This is a genomic window from Streptomyces sp. NPDC096176 (assembly GCF_044763255.1).
Lineage (GTDB): Bacteria > Actinomycetota > Actinomycetes > Streptomycetales > Streptomycetaceae > Streptomyces.
The window spans coordinates 38,551-56,102 of record NZ_JBIWFV010000017.1; the positions used below are offsets into that span (position 1 = coordinate 38,551).

The 17,552-nt window shown below is 71.1% G+C and carries 18 protein-coding genes and 1 tRNA gene; 10 read left to right on the forward strand and 9 right to left on the reverse strand.

The features are described 5' to 3' along the window. Positions 1-186: 186 nt before the first annotated feature. From ACIQ7Q_RS31960 to ACIQ7Q_RS31975, 4 genes are all read right to left on the reverse strand, one after another. Positions 187-834: a lactate utilization protein C gene (locus tag ACIQ7Q_RS31960; RefSeq protein WP_403869908.1), complete on the reverse strand. Its 648-nt coding sequence runs from the start codon at positions 832-834 to the stop codon at positions 187-189. Further along, entirely contained in the window at positions 831-2,249 is a 1,419-nt protein-coding gene (locus ACIQ7Q_RS31965) for a lactate utilization protein B (protein WP_403869911.1), read from the reverse strand. The genes ACIQ7Q_RS31960 and ACIQ7Q_RS31965 overlap by 4 nt, the downstream gene beginning before the upstream one ends. Beyond that, positions 2,246-2,998: a (Fe-S)-binding protein gene (locus ACIQ7Q_RS31970; protein WP_403869914.1), complete on the reverse strand. Its 753-nt coding sequence runs from the start codon at positions 2,996-2,998 to the stop codon at positions 2,246-2,248. Before ACIQ7Q_RS31970 ends, ACIQ7Q_RS31965 begins: the two co-directional genes overlap by 4 nt. 169 nt (positions 2,999-3,167) lie before the next feature. Beyond that, a complete protein-coding gene (locus ACIQ7Q_RS31975; protein WP_403869917.1) occupies positions 3,168-3,533 on the reverse strand; it encodes a DUF488 domain-containing protein in 366 nt (121 codons plus the stop codon). Between the two features lie 231 nt (positions 3,534-3,764). Between ACIQ7Q_RS31975 and ACIQ7Q_RS31980 the strand changes: the two genes are divergently transcribed. Next, positions 3,765-6,197, forward strand: a complete 2,433-nt coding sequence (locus tag ACIQ7Q_RS31980; RefSeq protein ID WP_403869920.1) for a SpoIIE family protein phosphatase — start codon at positions 3,765-3,767, stop codon at positions 6,195-6,197. A 134-nt stretch (positions 6,198-6,331) separates the two neighbouring features. On the opposite strand, the gene ACIQ7Q_RS31985 is transcribed toward ACIQ7Q_RS31980, so the two are convergent. Continuing rightward, entirely contained in the window at positions 6,332-6,523 is a 192-nt protein-coding gene (locus ACIQ7Q_RS31985) for a hypothetical protein (RefSeq protein WP_403869923.1), read from the reverse strand. Positions 6,524-6,884: 361 nt separating this feature from the next. On the opposite strand from ACIQ7Q_RS31985, the gene ltnD reads away from it, so the two are divergent. The 7 genes from ltnD to ACIQ7Q_RS32020 all read left to right on the forward strand — a co-directional run bounded on the left by ltnD (position 6,885) and on the right by ACIQ7Q_RS32020 (position 13,810). Then, positions 6,885-7,802, forward strand: coding sequence for an L-threonate dehydrogenase (gene ltnD, locus ACIQ7Q_RS31990; RefSeq protein ID WP_403869926.1), 918 nt, complete (start codon positions 6,885-6,887; stop codon positions 7,800-7,802). A gap of 1 nt (position 7,803) precedes the next feature. Further along, positions 7,804-9,084: a 3-oxo-tetronate kinase gene (otnK, locus tag ACIQ7Q_RS31995; RefSeq protein ID WP_403869928.1), complete on the forward strand. Its 1,281-nt coding sequence runs from the start codon at positions 7,804-7,806 to the stop codon at positions 9,082-9,084. Then, a complete protein-coding gene (locus ACIQ7Q_RS32000; RefSeq protein WP_403869931.1) occupies positions 9,081-9,755 on the forward strand; it encodes an aldolase in 675 nt (224 codons plus the stop codon). The genes otnK and ACIQ7Q_RS32000 overlap by 4 nt, the downstream gene beginning before the upstream one ends. A gap of 50 nt (positions 9,756-9,805) precedes the next feature. Continuing rightward, entirely contained in the window at positions 9,806-11,113 is a 1,308-nt protein-coding gene (locus ACIQ7Q_RS32005) for an MFS transporter (RefSeq protein ID WP_403869934.1), read from the forward strand. 63 nt (positions 11,114-11,176) lie between these two features. Further along, positions 11,177-11,980, forward strand: a complete 804-nt coding sequence (gene otnI / locus ACIQ7Q_RS32010) for a 2-oxo-tetronate isomerase (RefSeq protein ID WP_403869937.1) — start codon at positions 11,177-11,179, stop codon at positions 11,978-11,980. Further along, a complete protein-coding gene (denD, locus tag ACIQ7Q_RS32015) occupies positions 11,977-13,044 on the forward strand; it encodes a D-erythronate dehydrogenase (protein ID WP_403869940.1) in 1,068 nt (355 codons plus the stop codon). Before otnI ends, denD begins: the two co-directional genes overlap by 4 nt. A gap of 10 nt (positions 13,045-13,054) precedes the next feature. Further along, positions 13,055-13,810 (forward strand): FadR/GntR family transcriptional regulator, encoded by a 756-nt coding sequence (locus tag ACIQ7Q_RS32020; RefSeq protein ID WP_403869943.1) that lies wholly within the window; start codon positions 13,055-13,057, stop codon positions 13,808-13,810. A gap of 114 nt (positions 13,811-13,924) precedes the next feature. Here ACIQ7Q_RS32020 and ACIQ7Q_RS32025 read toward each other — a convergent pair whose 3' ends face one another. Beyond that, positions 13,925-14,119 (reverse strand): hypothetical protein, encoded by a 195-nt coding sequence (locus ACIQ7Q_RS32025; RefSeq protein WP_403870072.1) that lies wholly within the window; start codon positions 14,117-14,119, stop codon positions 13,925-13,927. Positions 14,120-14,135: 16 nt separating this feature from the next. After that, positions 14,136-14,209: transfer RNA gene (locus tag ACIQ7Q_RS32030), tRNA-Pro, on the reverse strand. Positions 14,210-14,348: 139 nt separating this feature from the next. On the opposite strand from ACIQ7Q_RS32030, the gene ACIQ7Q_RS32035 reads away from it, so the two are divergent. Both ACIQ7Q_RS32035 and ACIQ7Q_RS32040 read left to right on the forward strand, forming a co-directional pair. Beyond that, the gene (locus ACIQ7Q_RS32035; protein WP_403869945.1) at positions 14,349-15,083 is read left to right on the forward strand and encodes a transketolase; all 735 of its coding nucleotides are present in this window, start codon (positions 14,349-14,351) and stop codon (positions 15,081-15,083) included. Positions 15,084-15,116: 33 nt separating this feature from the next. Continuing rightward, positions 15,117-16,004 carry a transketolase family protein gene (locus ACIQ7Q_RS32040; protein ID WP_403869948.1) on the forward strand — a complete coding sequence of 296 codons (888 nt, stop codon included), beginning with the start codon at positions 15,117-15,119 and terminating at the stop codon, positions 16,002-16,004. Between the two features lie 21 nt (positions 16,005-16,025). Here ACIQ7Q_RS32040 and ACIQ7Q_RS32045 read toward each other — a convergent pair whose 3' ends face one another. Both ACIQ7Q_RS32045 and ACIQ7Q_RS32050 read right to left on the reverse strand, forming a co-directional pair. Further along, positions 16,026-16,778, reverse strand: a complete 753-nt coding sequence (locus ACIQ7Q_RS32045) for a hypothetical protein (RefSeq protein WP_403869951.1) — start codon at positions 16,776-16,778, stop codon at positions 16,026-16,028. 319 nt (positions 16,779-17,097) lie between these two features. Further along, positions 17,098-17,463, reverse strand: a complete 366-nt coding sequence (locus ACIQ7Q_RS32050; RefSeq protein ID WP_403869954.1) for an MmcQ/YjbR family DNA-binding protein — start codon at positions 17,461-17,463, stop codon at positions 17,098-17,100. Positions 17,464-17,552 lie beyond the last annotated feature (89 nt).

Sequence of the window (17,552 nt, forward strand, 5' to 3'; positions counted from 1 at the left end):
CACGACTGCAAGATCGCCCCTTCCACCTACTACGCCCACAAGAAACGCCTCGGCCGACACGTCCTGGCCGGCCTGCTGCCCGCACGGCGCCTGCGGATCAGTCCCCGGATCGTCAAACGCGCCATCTCCAAGTACCCGGCCAGCCCTTGACAACACAACCCAGCCGCAGACTTCACGGCCTTGAGGCTAGTCCTGCAGCAGGACCACCTCCAGGGTGCGGGGGCCGTGCACACCCTCGACGCGGTCGAGTTCGATGTCGCTCGTGGCGGACGGGCCGGAGATCCAGGTCAGCGGGCGGGTGGGGTCGAGCCGCGGCATCGCCTCCGGAACGGAGGCCACGACCTGCTCAGACGCACGGACGACGCAGATGTGCAGGTCCGGCACGAGGGTGAGGGCGCGCCTGCCCTGGGCGGGGCCCGCGTCCAGGACGATCGTGCCGGTCTCCGCGATTGCCAGTGCGCAGCCGGTCACCACGGCGTCGGTCGCATCCAGCTCGTACGGGGTCAGAGGCGCGTCGTGGCGCTGTTCGGCGTCGGTCTCCGCGAGCCACGCGTCCGGCAGTCCCGCTGGCACGGCCACCGAACGTGCTCCGTGCCCTGCCAGCAACCGGGTGAGAAGTTCCGGCAGTTGCGCCTCGGTGCTCCGGTGGACGATCGCCCGGTAGTCGGCGAGGTTGTCGTGCAGGAGGTCGAGAACGACGGCAGGGTCGTCGGGGGTGTGACGGTCCAGGTAGTCACGTGCCGCTTCGGGCGCCGTCGGGGCGTCGGCCACGGCGGCCCGGACCCGGGCGAGGATGCGCTCGCGGCTTCCCTGCGCTGGGGACTCGGTGCTCATGTGCGGTTCTTCCTCCACCACTCGCGGAACGACTCGGCGGGCATCTGCGGCAGTTCTCGTGACGCGGTCCACGCCCCCGCGCCCGGCGGCTTCCTGGGGTGCAGCCTGCGGGTCCTCGACGCGGCACGTTCACCGGCGGCGAGCACGGCCGGATGGTCGAGCAGCCAGCCCGCGGCCTTCATCGCGGCCTTCTCCAGGCGGTGGCCCTTCCCGCCCTGGTCGGCGACCCGTTCCCTGAGGTGGACCAGCACCTCCGGGATGTCGATGGCGACGGGGCACACGTCGTAGCAGGCGCCGCACAGCGAAGAGGCGTACGGAAGGGAGGCGTCGACGTCGCTCTGTGTGCCGCGCAGTTGGGGGCTGAGGATCGCGCCGATCGGACCGGGGTAGACGGAGCCGTACGCGTGGCCGCCGGCCCGCTCGTACACAGGGCAGACGTTGAGGCAGGCCGAGCAGCGGATGCAGCGCAGGGCCTGGCGGCCCACCTCGTCGGCGAGGGCCGCCGTCCGGCCGTTGTCCAGCAGCACCAGGTGGAAGGTCCGGGGGCCGTCCCCGTCGGCCGTCCCGGTCCACATGGATGTGTAGGGGTTCATCCGCTCGGCGGTCGAGGAGCGGGGCAGGGTCTGCAGGAAGACCTCGAGGTCCCGCCAGCTCGGCACCACCTTCTCGATGCCGACGACGGAGATCAGCGTGTCCGGCAGTGTCAGGCACATACGGCCGTTGCCCTCGGACTCGAAGACGACCATGGTGCCGGTCTCCGCGACCATGAAGTTCGCTCCCGAGACGCCGACTTTGGCCCGTAGGAACTTCTCCCGCAGATGCAGCCGGGCGGCCTCCGCCAGGTCGGCGGGGCTGTCGGACAGCCCCTCTGGTGCCGGCCTCCCCCAACTGCCCATCGCCCGGGCGAAGATGTCGCGGATCTCGCCCCGGTTGCGGTGGATGGCGGGGACGAGGATGTGCGAGGGCCGGTCGTCGCCGAGCTGCACGATCAGCTCCGCCAGATCGGTTTCGTATGCGGCGATGCCCTCGGTCTCCAGTGCCTCGTTGAGGCCGATCTCCTGGGTGGCCATGGACTTGACCTTGACGACCTCGCGCTCGCCGGTCGCCTTGACGAGGTCGGCGACGATCCGGTTGGCCTCCGTCGCGTCGGCGGCCCAGTGCACAGTGCCACCCGCTTCGGTGACCGCGCTCTCCAACTGCACGAGGTGTCGGTCGAGATGGCGGAGCGTATGGTCCTTGATCCGCTTGCCGGCCTCGCGCAGCCGGTCCCAGTCGTCGAGTTCCGCCACGGCCTTGGCCCGCTTGTCGCGGATGGTGTGGGTCGCGTGGCGGAGATTGGCACGCAGGGTCGGGTTGCCCACGGCCTTGCCGGCAGCCTCGGGGAAGGACGGCATGCCGAGAAAGGCGCCGCTCATGCGGGGGTCTCCTCCGTCTTGAAGGGGTGCTCCTCGAAGGGGTGTTCCTCCGTGCAGGCGAGGATGTCGGCGATGTGCAGGGCGCGCAGCGGCTCGTCCTGGCGGCGCAGGATGCCGTCGATGTGCATCAGGCAGGAGTTGTCGGCCCCGCACAGCACCGAGGCTCCGGTGGAGACGGCGCTGCGGACCTTGTCCTGGCCCATGGCGGCGGACACGTCCATGTTCTTGACGGCGAACGTGCCGCCGAACCCGCAGCACTCGGCCGCGGCCGGCAGGTCGCGCAGCTCCAGCCCCTTCACCGACTCCAGCAGTCGGCGGGGCCGGTCGCCGAGGTTCAGCAGCCGCAGGCCGTGGCATGAGGGGTGGTAGGTGACGGTGTGCGGGAAGTAGGCGCCGACGTCGGTGACTTGGAGGACGTCGACCAGGAACTCGGTCAGCTCGTACGTCCTCGAGGCCAGGTCCGCGGCCGCGGGGCCGCCGAGCCGGGGATAGTGGTGCCGGACCATCGCCGCACAGGATCCGGACGGCGTGACCACGTACTCGTACCCCTCGAAGGCCCGGACCGTGCGGCGCACGAGCGGCTCGGCCTCACGCCGGTACCCCGTGTTGAACTGCGGCTGCCCGCAGCACGTCTGGGCGGTGGGGAAGTCCACGTCGACGCCCAGCCGTTCGAGGAGTCTCACCGTCGCGATGCCCGTGGCGGGGAACACCGCGTCATTGACGCAAGTGACGAAGAGTGCGACACGCATGGCCGGAGGATATGCCGGGGACGGTACTGTGCGAACTACGCCGGGCCGAAACGTCGGACGACCGGCCTGTCGCGTACCGAAGCTGACCTCAGTGAACGCGGGCTTCGGGTGACCGTTGCCCCGGGAGTTGCTGAAGACATCGGGTGGGTGCCGGGTGCGCCCGCAGGCACTATAGAAGCCTCTTCAGGACGGACGTGTGACTGCGGTCGGGCTCCTTGGCCGCCGTCAGCAAGGTCAGCGGCCCCTCGGCCGCGAGAGTGCGGAGCCGTTGGAGCGCCTCCGCGGCGGCAGGCTCGGCGAGTTCGGCCTCGTAGCGGCGGCAGAACTCCTCGTACTCCCCGTCCGGCCCGTGGTACCAGCGCCGGAGCTCCGTCGACGGAGTGACGGACTTGGGCCACTCGTCGACGCGGGCGTCCCCTTTGCTCAGCCCACGCGGCCAGAGCCGGTCGACCAGGACCCGCATCCCGTCGTCCGGCGAGGGCGCCTCATAGACCCTGCGGACCCGGATCTCCGCCTTCCCGCTGCCTCGCTGCATGCCTTCCAGGGTCACAGACCGTCGCGCTGCGCGCATGCAGGCAGCGGCGGACAGGTCGCCGTCCCCTTTCGGCGTATCCGGCATGGTTCCGTCCGCTCATGGGCGGCTGCCTGCCCGTCCGACCAGTGTTTCCGCGCCGCCACCTTCGTCTCCTGACTAGCTCCCACCCTGCGAACAACGGCAGCATGGGAGCAACGCGGTATGTGACCGCGCATGGAGGCGGTGCGCGCTTTGACACGGCAAAACTTTGCGTTCTGCGGGGCTGAGCTGGCCGCTGTCTATGTGCTCACGGAGAGCGGCGACGAACTGCGGCTGGCCGAAGCCGTGGGTGACCGCGGCGGAACGTACGGACTGCCGGCATTCATCAACCTCGGCAGCCGCTCCCCCGTCACGGACGCCTATCGTGCGGCCCGCCCCCTCTGGCTGAGCCCGGCGGACCTGTCCGTGTACATGTCGAGCGACGCCATCGGGGGGCACCCCGTCGGCGCCGGAACGCTGCCGCCCAAGTTCTCGCTGGGAGCGCTGCCGCTGGGCCACGGAGTCGCCAAGATCGGCTGCCTCCTTGTGGCGGGCGAGGTGGCCGACGGCTTCGACGCCGACCGCCGCAGCCTGCTGGAGCTGTACGCCGATCAGGTGGCCGCCGGGCTCGAGGCGGCGGGACGCGCGGGGCGCGTGGCGGGGCGGATGACCCAGCCGCGGTCGCATTTGGGGCCCACCCTGGTGCCGCTCCAGGGCGGTGCGTTCACACTGACGCTCGAAACCGGTCTGATGGACGCGGACGCCAAGGTGCTCGAGTTGCTGGGGATCGCCCCGGAGGAGTTCGACGGGCGAGTGGAGACCCTGCTGGCCTGCGCCGTCCCGGACGACATCCCCGCACTGATGTCCCTCGTCGAACCGGGTCCGCTGTCGTCCTCGGGCGAGCAGCTGGCCTTCCGCATCCGCCGCCCCGGCGGTGAGCTGCGCTGGCTGGGCCTGCGTTGCCGTCTGCGGTTCGGCGCCGACGGCACGCCGGAACGGGTCCTCGGCGTGGTCGCCGACGCCGTCTATCTGCGTCCCACCGACCACGAGGTCTCCATCGTGCAGGGGCTGTCCGCGCGGCTGGCTGGAGCGGCGACCGTGCGGGACGTCAGCAGGATGGTGGTCGAAGCCCTGCGCCTCCCGCTGGACGCGAGCCGGATCGCCGTCGCGGAGCTGGAGGCCGACCGGCTCCTGGTCACCACCCTGGACCCGCCCGAACCGGACGCGTGGCCCGGCGTATGGCAGGCCGAATGGCGCTCCGAATGGCCGGACGCGCCGTGCCACGCCCTGCCCACATTGCAGAGCGCGCTGCGCGAGGGCCATATGAGCCTGTGGCCCCCGGGCGCCGAGCTCGAGCCCGGCCTCCTCGGCATCGGCCCCGGCGGACTGGCGGTCCTGCCTCTGCCTGCCGACGGGCGAGTAGTCGGGGTGTGCCTGGTGGGCTGGGACACGGAGCACGAATTCGCCCCGGAGGAACGGTCGCTGCTGACGGCGGTCGCCGGCCTGGTGGGCAGCGCCCTGAGGCGCGCACACGCGCTGGACGCAGGGCACGAACTCGCCAGGATGCTGCAGCGCAGCCTCCTCCCCCGCAAGCTGCCGATACTGACGGGAGGCGTCGCCGTCGCCCGCTACCTGCCGGCGACGGTGGGGCTGGAGGTCGGCGGCGACTGGTACGACGTGATTCCGCTCGCCGACGGGCATGTGGCGCTCGTCATCGGGGACGTGCAGGGCCACAGCGCGGGCGCCGCCACCATCATGGGCCAGATGCGCACGGCGGTTCGTGCCTATGCCGTAGAGGGCCATCCGCCCGACGTGGTGGTGTCCCGTGCCAACCGGCTCCTCGTCGGAATGGAGACGGATCTCTTCGCCACCTGCCTCTACGCGGACCTCGACATGGAGGAAGGCATCGCCCGCTTCGTACGCGCCGGGCATCTGCCGCCGGTGCTGCGTCACCCGGACGGCACGACCGAGGAACTGGTCGTGGACGGCGGGCCGCCGCTGGGTGTGCTCGCCGAGGCGGAGTTCACCATGACCGAGGCCGGCCTGATCCCCGGGACGCTCGTCACGATGGTGACAGACGGTCTCGTGGAGTCTGCCCACCTCCCCCTGGAGGACGGGATGCGCCGCGTGCGCGAGGTCGTGGGCGCGTCCGACCTGTCCGACATCGGGCGCGTCGCCGACGAACTGCTCGGCAGCGCCAACGGGCGCGACGACGACGTGGCCGTACTGCTCCTGCGCTACGACGGGACGCGCGTGCGCCCCGTACGGACCCACTGGACGGTGTGGCGGCTCCCGAACGCCGTCCTGCACGCCCGCCGCTTCGCCGCGCGCACCCTGCGCTCCTGGGGTCTGACCGAGGAGAAGGACATGGCCCTGCTGGTGGTGTCCGAGCTGGTCACCAACGCCATCGCCCATACGCAGGGGGAGGTACGCCTGGACTTGACCCTGTCCGCGGACCGCCTGCGGATCGCGGTGAACGACACCTCGCCCCGCAGCCCCGTGAAACCGGCGAACGTGGGCTGGGAGGCGACCGGCGGCCGCGGGCTGCTCATCGTCGAGGCGACGACGGCGGCGTGGGGCTCGGTGCCGCTCGGCGGCGGCAAGCAGGTGTGGGCGGAGATGATCCTGTCGGGGGACGCGGACTGACATGCCGTCGGCGCGGGCGCCCCGTGCGCGGACGGCGCTCGGCTGTCACCGGCGGTTTCGCAGACGGGGAAGCGGCGCGCTTTCCGGGAAGCGGCTCTCTCCGCGGAAGCCGCTCGTCCTGTAGGGCCCGCTCCTCAGGGAAGCAGTTCGTCGAGTGCGGCACGGCCCTTCTCCGCCAGGCGGCGCTCCGCCCATGCCAGGCTCTTCGGCGTGATCTCGCGACCCGAGGCGAGAACCACGTCCTCCGCGGTCACCTCTCCCTCCGAGCCGGTGTGGAGCCGGCTGTCGGGCGTCACCCTGTCGTCCGGGTTGGCGTCGGCGTTCATAGTGCCTCCGTGCTTCGTTCCGGCTGAGCCATCAGGTGCTCCATCGCAGCGACGGGCACCGCTGGAAAGTTCCACTCGACGCTCGCCCTGGAAACCTCCGTGACCCGGCTGGGCGAAGGCCTCCGGCCGGCGGGCTGCGCCGGATCTGCGGTGTCCCGCAGGACCAGGGGCGCACGGGTGCCCGGGGCGGCTCCACCGAAACTCGCGTATTCGGGATCGCGACCCGTCTGCCGACCGGCACCAATGCGACGGACGTCACAGTATACGAGGAGCGCTTCATCAGGTCATCATATGACCTGATCGCTGTAGACAACCCGAAGGCCGGGCCACACCCGGACGGCACAGCAAGGCGAGGACGGACATGAACGACGAGGACAGGCCGGCACTGCCGCGCGTGGGCCTGGTGGGCCTCGGAGCCATGGGGCTCGGAATGGCCCGCAGCCTGCGGACCGCGCACTACGACGTCGGCGTGCACGACCGGCGATCGGAGGCGGCCGCGGCCTTCACCCGTGAGGGCGGAACGGCGTTCGACTCCGCCGGCGAGCTGGCGGCCACCGTGGACGTCCTCGTCGGCGTGGTGGTCAACGCGGCACAGGTAGAAGCAGTGCTGTTCGGCCCCCACGGGGCGGCCGACCGCCTCCGACCGGGCGCCGTCTTCGTGATGTGCTCAACGGTGGACCCCGTGTGGTCCGCCGAGCTCGAGAAGCGCCTGGCCGACAAGGGCGTGCTCTTTCTGGACGCCCCCATCTCCGGTGGCGCCGCACGGGCGGCGAACGGCGAACTCACCATGATGACGTCGGGCTCCGCCGCCGCGTACGCGCTCGCCGACCCGGTGCTCGAGGCCATGAGCAGCACCGTCTACCGCCTGGGAGACCACGCCGGGCTCGGTTCCAAGGTCAAGATCGTGAACCAGCTGCTCGCGGGGGTGCACATCGCCGCGGCAGCCGAGGCGATGGCGCTGGGCATCAAGGCCGGTGTTCCGGCGGAGGCGCTCTACGAAGTCATCACGCACAGCGCCGGCAATTCGTGGATGTTCGAGAACCGCATGGCCCACGTGCTCGCCGGGGACTACACACCCCTCTCGGCGGTCGACATCTTCGTCAAGGACCTGGGGCTCGTGCTCGACTCCGCCCGGCCGGAAAAGTTCCCGCTCCCCCTCGCCTCCACCGCCCACCAGATGTTCCTCCAGGCCTCGGCATCCGGCCTGGGGGGCGAGGACGACAGCGCGGTCATCAAGATCTTCCCGGGTGTCGATCTGCCCGAGCAGGCGGGGGGCTGAGATGGGAATCCGACTCGGCTGCATCGCCGACGACTTCACCGGCGCCACGGACCTGGCCAACAATCTGGTCCGCGCGGGCATGCGCGTGGTTCAGCTGATCGACGTGCCGCCCGCCGGCACCGACCAGGCGACGGACGCGGACGCCGTGGTCATCGCCCTCAAGTCGCGGACCGTCCCGGCGCCCGAGGCCGTCGAGGCGTCACTGCGGGCACTCGCATGGCTGCGTTCCGTCGGCGCGGAACAGATCTACTTCAAGTACTGCTCCACCTTCGACTCGACACCGGCCGGCAACATCGGGCCGGTCACGGAAGCCCTGATGGAGGCTCTTGGCACCGACTTCACCATCGCGACGCCGGCCTTCCCCGACAACGGGCGCACCGTCTTCAAGGGACACCTCTTCGTCGGCGACGTCCTGCTCAGCAAGAGCGGTATGCGCCATCACCCGCTCACTCCGATGACGGACTCCGACCTGGTCTCCGTCCTCGCCGCACAGACCTCGCGTACGGTCGGCCTCGTCGACCACACCGTCCTGGCCGGCGGTCCGGAGGCGATCCGGGCCCGTATCGAGGACCTGCGCAAGGAAGGCATCTCCATCGCCATCGCGGACGCCGTCTCCAACGACGACCTCCTGCGCCTGGGCGCCGCAGTCCAGGGGCTGCCCCTGGTGACCGCCGGCTCGGGCCTGGCGATCGGCCTGCCCGCGAACTGGGGCTTCGAGCCGTCCCCGGCCGCCGCCCAGCTGCCGCCGACCGACGGTCACGCGGCCGTCGTCTCCGGCTCCGTCTCGGTGGCGACGAACGGTCAGGTTCTGGAGTTCCTGCGCAGCGGCCGGCCCGCGTTCAGCGTGGACCCGTTGCGCATCGCGGCCGGCGAGGACGTGGCCGGCCAGGCGCTGGCCTTCGCGGACACGCACCTGGCCGAGGGGCCGGTGCTCATCTACTCCACCGAGACACCCGACGCGGTCCGGACCGTCCAGGGCCGGCTCGGCGCCGCCGAGGCGGGTGAGCTCGTGGAGCGGACCCTGGCCCACGTCGCACAGGGGCTCGTCGAGCGCGGCGTCCGCCGGCTCGTCGTCGCGGGCGGCGAGACCTCGGGCGCGGTCGTCCAGGCACTCGGCCTCACCGGGCTGCGGATCGGACCGCAGATCGACCCGGGCGTGCCCTGGTGCGCGGCGGCCCTGCCCGACGGGGACACGCTGCATGTGACGCTGAAGTCCGGCAATTTCGGCGGTCCCGACTTCTTCAGCGCCGCGTTCGACCTGCTGGACCGGGAGGCATCGTGACCCGGCCCGCGAGCTCTGCCGTCGATGAGGCACGCGCCGAGATCGTCCGGGTGGGCACGAGCCTGTTCGCCAGGGGCTACGTCCACGCCAGCGCGGGGAACATCAGCGCCAAGGTGGGCGACGGCCACCTCATCACGCCCACCGACGCCGCTCTGGGCTTCCTCGAACCCGGGCGCCTCGCGCTGGTCGACGCCGGTGGCGAGCAGATCGCGGGCGACCGGGCCAGCAAAACCCTCACGCTCCACCGACGCATCTACGAGGCCGACCCCACGGCCCGGTTCGTCGTCCACACCCACTCCACGCACCTGGTCGCACTCACGCTGGCCGGCGTGTGGAGCGAGGACGACGTGCTCCCGCCCCTCACCCCTTACTACGTGATGAAGGTCGGGCACGTCCCACTCGTCCCCTACCACCGGCCCGGCGACCCCCGCGTGGCCGACCTGGTGACCGCCGGCATCGCCGACCGCGCGGCGAGCGGCACACCGATCAGGGCCGTGCTGCTCGACCGTCTCGGCCCCGTGGTCTGGGGCCCGGACGCGGCCACCGCTCTCGCCGTCCTCGAAGAACTCGAGGAGACGGCACGCCTCTGGTTCCTGACCGACCGTCGCCCGGAGCCCCTCCCCACCCACGCTCTCCACGAACTGAGGTCCGTGTTCGACGCCGCGTGGTGACCATCCCCGCCCCTGTCGGAGAATCCCCCGAGCCGCACGAAGGATTCCGCATGTCTGTGCCCACAACGACTGCCGAGGCCCCCGACCTCGCCCGCGAGGACGCCGTCTTCCGCAAGGTCGTGCGACGCATCGTCCCCTTCCTCATACTCTGCTACGTCTTCTCCTACCTCGACCGGGTCAACATCGGCTTCGCGAAGCTGCAGATGTCCGACGACCTCGGTCTCAGCGAGGCGGCGTACGGCCTCGGTGCCGGCCTCTTCTTCATCGGGTACTTCCTCTTCGAGGTCCCCTCGAACCTGATGCTGCAGCGCATCGGCGCCCGCACCTGGATCGCCCGGATCATGATCACCTGGGGCCTGGTCTCGGCGGCGTTCATGTTCGTCACCAATGAAACGACGTTCTACGTCCTCCGGTTCCTCCTCGGCGCCGCGGAGGCGGGGTTCTACCCGGGCGTGATCCTCTACTGCACCTACTGGTTCCCCTCGCACCGCCGCGCCCGCGTGATCGCGATGTTCATGTCCGCCATCCCGGTGGCCGGCATCTTCGGCAATCCGCTCTCCGGCTGGATCATGGACCGGTTCCAGAGCGTGAACGGCTGGCAGGGCTGGCAGTGGATGTTCCTGCTCGAGGCGATCCCCGCGCTCGCCATCGGTGTGGCCACGCTGTTCTACCTCGACGACGGCGTGCGCAGCGCGAAGTGGCTCACCGACGACGAGAAGGCCGTCGTCGAGCGCGCGATCGCCGACGACGCCGCGCACCGGACGGTGCACGGCCGGGTCTGGGACGCCTTCCGCGACCCCAAGGTGTGGCTGATGTGCCTCATCTACTTCTGCTTCGTGATGGGCCAGTACGCCCTGACCTTCTGGATGCCCACCTTCGTCGAGTCCACCGGGATCGAGGGCAACCTCGCGATCGGTGTGCTCAGCGCCGTGCCGTTCCTCGCCGCCCTCGTCGCGATGAACCTCTTCGGACGTTCGGCGGACAAGCGCCGGGAGCGCCGCTGGCACCTGGTGGTCCCGAGCCTCATGGGCGCCGTCGGGTTCTCGCTGGCCGCCGTCTCGACCGGGTCGACCGCGCTGTCCCTGGCCGCGCTGTCCTTCGCCGCGGCCGGTGTCCTGACCTGCGCACCGCTGTTCTGGTCGCTCCCGACCGCGTTCCTGGGCGGCGCCGCCGCCGCGGCCGGCCTCGCGGTGATCAACTCGGTGGGCAACCTCGCCGGATTCGTCAGCCCGTACATGATCGGCGCGCTCAAGGACGCCACGGGCTCGACGTCGCTTCCCATGTACGTCCTGGCGTTCAGCCTGGTCGTCGGCGCCGGCGCGGTGCTCACCACCAAGAAGCAGGTCGTCAACCGCTGACCCCGGGTCCCGGTGCCGGGCCCGTCGACTCGGCCCGGCACCGGGCCGAACACTGGAGCAAGCATGCCGAGGTTCGCCGCGAACCTGTCCATGATGTACACCGAACACGACTTCCTCGACCGCTTCGCCGCAGCGGCGGCGGACGGCTTCGAGGCCGTCGAGTACCTCTTCCCCTACGCGTACGACGCCACCGAGCTGCGCCACCGGCTCGACGACCACGGCCTGAAGCAGGTGCTCTTCAACGCACCGCCCGGATCGTGGGAGTCCGGAGAGCGCGGCATCGCCGCCCTGCCCGGACGCGAGGCGGAGGTCCGCTCCGGGATCGGTCGGGCTCTCGAGTACGCCTCGGCGCTGGGCTGCCCGCGGGTCCACGTCATGGCCGGGCTGGTGCCGCCGGACGCGGAGCCGGCCGAGCTCGCCGCACACCGCGACACCTACCTGGCCAACCTCGCCCACGCCGCGGAGCAGGCCGCCGCGGCGGGTATCGACATCCTGATCGAGCCCATCAACGGCCGTGACATGCCGGGGTACTTCCTGAGCAGGCAGGCCGAGGCCCACGCTGTGGTGCAGGAGGTGGGCGCCGCGAATCTCAAAGTACAACTCGACCTCTACCACTGCCAGATCGTCGAGGGCGACCTCACCACCACCCTGCGACGCGACCTGCCCACAGGCCGCGTGGGCCATCTGCAGATCGCGGGCGTACCCGACCGCCACGAGCCCGACCGGGGCGAACTCGATGTCCGCCACCTGTTCGAGGTCGTCGACGACGTGGGCTTCGACGGATGGATCGGCTGCGAGTACCACCCCCGTGCCGGCACGAGTGAGGGGCTCGGCTGGCTCGACAACCACCGAGGAGACAACGCATGAGGATCGTCATCACGGGTGGCTTCGGCTTCCTGGGCCGGCAGGTGGCCGACGCCCTGCTCACGACGCGTACTTTCCGTGGCGCACCGATCGACCGGCTGGTGCTCGCCGACCGTTACGTGCAGGCCGACGCGAAGGCGGCGACCGACCCTTCCCCAAGCTCTTCGAGCAGGGGATACCCCATCGTGGATGTCGTGCAGGGCGACCTCGCAAACAGCCTCGACGAGGTGTTCACGGAGCCGGTGGACGTGCTGATCCACCTCGCCTCCGCGGTCTCGGCCGAGTGTGAGGCCGACTTCGACCTCGGCATGAGTGCCAACGTGGACACGACCCGTGCGCTGCTCGAAGCCGCCCGTGCCCAGTCGGCGGCCGGCGGGCCGACGCCGCTGGTGGTGTTCTCCAGCAGCGTCGCCGTTTACGGCTCCGACCCGGCGCTGCCCCTGCCGCCGATGGTCAGCGAGTCGACCCTGCCCACGCCGCGGTCGAGCTACGGGGCTCAGAAGCTGGTCTGCGAGCAGCTCGTCGCGGAGTACACCCGCCGTGGCTTCATCGACGGACGCGTCACCCGTCTGATGACCGTGTCGGTACGGCCGGGCAAGCCGAACGCGGCCGCCTCCGGCTTCCTGTCCGGCATCATCCGCGAGCCCCTCGCGGGCATCCCCGCGACCTGCCCGGTCCGTCCCGACCTGCGGGTGGCGCTGGCCTCCCCACGGCGCACGGTCGAGGGAATCCTCCGCGTCGCCGAGGCCGAGCGCGGCGAGGGCCCGGGCCGGCTGGACGGCGGGCTACCGGTCAACCTGCCGGCCCTGACGGTCACGGTCGCCGAGATGCTTGCCACGCTGCGGCGGGTGGCCGGCAACGCCGTCGCCGATCTGGTCACCATCGCGCCGGACCGCGGCGTCGAGGCCATCGTGGGCTCCTGGCCCGCTGTGTTCGACAACGCACGCGCCACCGCGCTCGGTCTGGAGCCCGACCCAGGCTTCGAATCGGTGGTGCGGGACTACATGGACGACCACGCTGACGCGGTCAAGTTCGGCGCCCGTCTCGCAGCCGGATCGGGCCGATAGACTGAAGACCATGTTTTCCAAGGTGAGCGGTCCCGTACGGCTCGCGGATCGGGTCGCCGCGCTGCTCTCGGAAGAGATCGAGTCCGGGCGGCTGGCCGAGGGTGACAAATTGCCGACCGAGGTCGCGCTGGTGAAGCAGCTGGGCGTCAGCCGCACCGTTGTGCGGGAGGCCGTTTCGAGGCTCCGCAACGCGGGCCTGGTCGAAGCGCGCCAGGGCCTCGGCGTGTTCGTCATGCCCCGGCGCACCCGGCCGCTCGACCTCGAGGCCGAGGCTGCCGACGGCACAATGGCCAAGGTGCTGCAGATCGTGGAGGTACGCCGCGCCATGGAGGGTGAGGCGGCCTCCCTCGCAGCCGCCCGCGCCACTCCCACCGACCTCGCCCGGATGCGTCAGGCCCTGACCGCGATCGACGCAGCGGTCGCGGCCGGCGGTGACGGCGTCGACGAGGATCTCGCGTTCCACAGGTCCATCGCCGAGTCGACCGGCAACCCTGTCATGGTCTCGACACTGCGGTACCTCGGCGAGGTGCTGCGCAGCGGCATCCGCGTCACGCGCGCGAACGAGGCCCGGCGGGGCGACTTCTTCGAGGCAGTCCGCCAGGAGCACCACGCCATACTGGCCGCCATCGAGGCCGGCGACGCCCAGACGGCGCGTGCCGCCGCCCGCCGCCACCTGAAGCACGCGGCCTCTCGGCTCCAGGACGCGGACGAGGGGTTCTGGACCGAGGCCGAGGACCTCGACGTCGAGCTCGACACCGGCCCCTGACACGAGAGGACCGGCGGCGCGCCAGGGCGCCGCGAGGCCAACCCGGTGTCCTGAGCCGGGGCACGCCGGGCTCGTGAGCGGAGCGATCACCGCTCCGCTCACGAGCCCTTGGCGTCAGGAAGCGCTGGTCCCGAGGCCGGCCCTGACGTCGCGGGCCACGGCGACCAGGTTGTCCAAGGCCTCGCGGGTCTCCGGCCAACCGCGGGTCTTCAGACCGCAGTCGGGGACGCGGTCGAGGAGGCTGGTGCCACAATCGGCCCGAGCACGATCGAGGGGCCGTTTCAGATTGCTCTGAAACGGCCCCTCGATCTGCGACTCTCTCGAGTCGGGACGACAGGATTTGAACCTGCGACCCCTTGACCCCCAGTCAAGTGCGCTACCAAGCTGCGCCACGTCCCGGTGCCCGTCTGACCTGGGCGTTTCTCCCCGCCGAACGGACATGAGAACAATACCGCACTCCGGCCACTGGTCACGAACCCGTATTCCACGACCCGCCACGCTTGACCGGAAGTCAACTTGAGGTTGCACGGTTGGGGGCATGGCGAACACGGCTTCCACCCCCGTATCCGGCGCCTCGGCGTCCAGCACCCGGGCATTCGGCTTCGACGACCTCGACCGGCTGATGGCCCTGATGACAGGAGACGAGAAGCACGGGCCGGCCGCCACATCCACGCTCGACGCGCTCTGGGTCCTCTACGACCGCGTTCTGCGCGTGTCGCCGGAGACCGCCGACGACCCCGGACGAGACCGGTTCCTGCTGTCCAAGGGGCACGGCCCCATGGCGTACTACGCCGTGCTCGCCGCCAAGGGCTTCGTGCCCGTGGAGTGGCTGCCCGACTTCGGCTCCTACGACTCCCCCCTCGGTCACCACCCGGACCGACTCCTCGTGCCGGGGGCGGAGATAGGCAGCGGGTCGCTCGGGCACGGGCTTCCGCTGGCGGTGGGCACTGCTCTCGGGTTGCGCGCACAGGGGCTGACCGGCCCACGGGTCTGGGTTCTCATCGGCGACGCCGAGCTGGACGAGGGCAGCAATCACGAGGCCATCGCCTACGCAGGTCCCGCCGGGCTCGAGCAGCTCCACACGCTCGTCATCGACAACTCGTCCGCCACGCACGGCTGGCCCGGCGGGATCGCGTCGCGGTTCGAGGCTGCCGGCTGGTCGGCCCGGACGGTCGACGGCCGCGACCACGACGCACTGCTCGCCGCCTTCACGGCGCCGCATCCGGGCAGGCCGAGGGCGGTCGTCGCCCGCGTCGAACCCAAGAACGTCTGACCACGTACGTCACCGCCGAGAGGACTGTCGACCATGGACACCATGCGGGACCGCTTCATCGCCACCACCACCCGCCTGCTGGACGAGGATCCGCGCCTTGCCCTCGTGCTCGCGGAGATCAGCGTCGCGGGGTTCGAGCAGGCGCAGCGGCGTCATCCCGACCGGGTGATCAACGTGGGCATCCGGGAGCAACTGCTGATCGGCGCAGGCGGCGGTGTCGCGCTCACCGGGATGCGGCCGATCATGCACACGTTCGCGAGCTTCCTCGTCGAGCGGCCGTTCGAGCAGGTGAAGCTCGACTTCGGCCATCAGGGCACGGGCGGGGTGCTGGTCAGCGCCGGAGCGTCCTACGACTGGCCCGCGGGCGGCTTCACGCACATGGCGCCGGGTGATGTGGCGCTGCTGGACACCCTGGACGGGTGGACGGTCCACGTCCCCGGCCACCCGGACGAGGCCGAGGCAGTGCTGCGGAACGCCGCCGCGGGTGACGACCGGGTGTATGTGCGCCTGTCACTGCAGAGCAACGCCGAGGCCAGGCCGTTCGCGGGCGGCCGGTTCCTTGCCGTGCGTGAGGGCCGCGGCCCGGTCGTGATCGCCGTCGGGCCCATGCTGGACAACGTCCTCGCGGCGACGGAAGGCATGGACGTGACCGTGCTGTACGCGACGACGGTGCGCCCCTTCGACGACGAGGCCGTCCGGCGGGCGGCGGGCGACCGGGCCGATGTGGTGATCGTCGAGCCCTACCTGGCCGGCACGTCGACGCCGGCTGCGAACGACGCCCTCCGGGACGTGCCCCACCGTGTGCTGGGCCTGGGTGTGTCCCGGCGCGAGCTGCGCCGTTACGGCACGATCGACGAGCACCTGGACGCCCACGGACTGGATCCCAAGTCCCTGCGCGCCCGCATCGCGGCATTCATGTGACGGCGGCGACCGGCTCTTCGGTCACTTCCGCAGCTCAGAGGCGGGGCCCATGACGATGACCGGCCGCTTGGCCGGGTCGAGCGCGCGCAGCAGCTCGCGCATCTGGTCCTCGGCCAGCGAAACGCACCCCTGGGTGGGCCCTTCGTGGTCCACGTGGACCCACAACCCGTTGCCCTTCTCCGGTCCGAGCGGTCGCTCCTTGTCCAGCGGAGAGGTGCCCGACACCCGGTTGTAGTCGATGGCGACCACGTAGTCGAAGGAGCCTTCGAGGGGCTCGCCGAGGAAGCCGGTGCCCGAGGCCACGAACTCCTCGTCCTCGTCGTACGGCAGACGGGTGCCGGGATCGGGTGAGCGTCCGCCCGCGTCGCCCAGGCCATAGACGCCGATGGGGGTGCGCAGGTCGCCGGCGTAGTGGTCGTCGGTCCAGCCGCGCACGCCGTTGTGCGCGGGCCAAGGGCCGGCGACGGACCGCCACGGCCCGCCCGCCGTCCGTTCGTGGAGCACCGCTGTGGCGACGTTGGTGTCCGACGTCTCCCCGGTCACGACAAGTGCCTGGAGGGTGGCGTCCGGGATCCTGGAACGGAAGTCGGGCCCCAGCCCGGGGATGTGACTGGCCGGCAGTTCCCGCGGTGCGGGGCCGGGCTGCCCGGCGGGACCGCCCTGGGCCTTCGCGCCCGGCTCCGGAGCGGGCGGCGGCTCCGTGCAGCCGGTGAGCAGCAGTGCGGCACAGGCAGTGGCGGCGAGGGTGTTCGCGGCGCGTCTGGTGGCGGGCATGAGGCAGGTCCTCCCGGCGTCGTGGAACGGCCCCGCAATGCGTACCCGGTCCGGATGCGGAAGCGGTTGCCCCAGGGCCTCACTCACCCGACCGAGGCATGAGCCGCGCGTCCATCCGGCCCGGCCGCTTCCCGCAGACGGCCCGTCCGCCCCCGGAGGCGACCGGGATGCGCCCGGAGGCGACCGGGGTGCGCCCCGCGGAGATCCGGGCGCGCACCCGCACACCGGCCGGGTCGCCCCGACCGCAGCGCCTCGCCCCTGGCGTGGCACCGCCCCGACCATCCGGCCGCACTGTCCGACCGCCCGTCAGGCCGACGCCTCACCGCTTCGGAGGAGCCAGATCCGGATGGGCATCCAGCAGTTTCCGAGGGGCCGCCTGGCGCCACGAGTCGAGCAGGATGGCGTACAGCTCGTCGTCGTCCTCCAGAGCCGAGAGCCGCACCCGCATCCATGCGTAGTTGTCGTCGTGCCCCTCACGCAGGAAGAACTTGTCGGGCTCGGCCGCGATCAGCTCCTCCCGGTCCTCCTGCGGGCACTTCACCCCCATGACGCGGTCGTCGTCGTCCAGCGACGCGAAGATCCGCCCGCCCCCTTCCAGCCGGAAGGTGGGCATGCCCCACGCGAGCTTCTCGATCGCTCCGGGCAGCCCGAGCGCGATCCTGCGTACGTCGTCGGCAGTGGCCATGTCGCAACCGTACGACCAGGCGCCGACAGGGCCTCAACTGCCGCGCCACACTGCGCGCTTCCGACCCATTGACCCCCCGCGACGGCGGA

Bases quoted from the DNA above. Each gene is read 5' to 3' on its own strand.
- ACIQ7Q_RS32020 (WP_403869943.1), top strand. From the start codon at position 13,055: ATGTTTTCCAAGGTGAGCGGTCCCGTACGGCTCGCGGATCGGGTCGCC.
- ACIQ7Q_RS32050 (WP_403869954.1), bottom strand. From the start codon at position 17,463: ATGGCCACTGCCGACGACGTACGCAGGATCGCGCTCGGGCTGCCCGGA.
- ltnD (WP_403869926.1), top strand. From the start codon at position 6,885: ATGAACGACGAGGACAGGCCGGCACTGCCGCGCGTGGGCCTGGTGGGC.
- ACIQ7Q_RS31975 (WP_403869917.1), bottom strand. From the start codon at position 3,533: ATGCAGCGAGGCAGCGGGAAGGCGGAGATCCGGGTCCGCAGGGTCTAT.
- ACIQ7Q_RS32040 (WP_403869948.1), top strand. From the start codon at position 15,117: ATGGACACCATGCGGGACCGCTTCATCGCCACCACCACCCGCCTGCTG.
- ACIQ7Q_RS31985 (WP_403869923.1), bottom strand. From the start codon at position 6,523: ATGAACGCCGACGCCAACCCGGACGACAGGGTGACGCCCGACAGCCGG.
- denD (WP_403869940.1), top strand. From the start codon at position 11,977: ATGAGGATCGTCATCACGGGTGGCTTCGGCTTCCTGGGCCGGCAGGTG.
- ACIQ7Q_RS32005 (WP_403869934.1), top strand. From the start codon at position 9,806: ATGTCTGTGCCCACAACGACTGCCGAGGCCCCCGACCTCGCCCGCGAG.
- ACIQ7Q_RS31965 (WP_403869911.1), bottom strand. From the start codon at position 2,249: ATGAGCGGCGCCTTTCTCGGCATGCCGTCCTTCCCCGAGGCTGCCGGC.
- ACIQ7Q_RS32035 (WP_403869945.1), top strand. From the start codon at position 14,349: ATGGCGAACACGGCTTCCACCCCCGTATCCGGCGCCTCGGCGTCCAGC.
- ACIQ7Q_RS31970 (WP_403869914.1), bottom strand. From the start codon at position 2,998: ATGCGTGTCGCACTCTTCGTCACTTGCGTCAATGACGCGGTGTTCCCC.
- ACIQ7Q_RS31960 (WP_403869908.1), bottom strand. From the start codon at position 834: ATGAGCACCGAGTCCCCAGCGCAGGGAAGCCGCGAGCGCATCCTCGCC.
- ACIQ7Q_RS32045 (WP_403869951.1), bottom strand. From the start codon at position 16,778: ATGCCCGCCACCAGACGCGCCGCGAACACCCTCGCCGCCACTGCCTGT.
- otnI (WP_403869937.1), top strand. From the start codon at position 11,177: ATGCCGAGGTTCGCCGCGAACCTGTCCATGATGTACACCGAACACGAC.
- otnK (WP_403869928.1), top strand. From the start codon at position 7,804: ATGGGAATCCGACTCGGCTGCATCGCCGACGACTTCACCGGCGCCACG.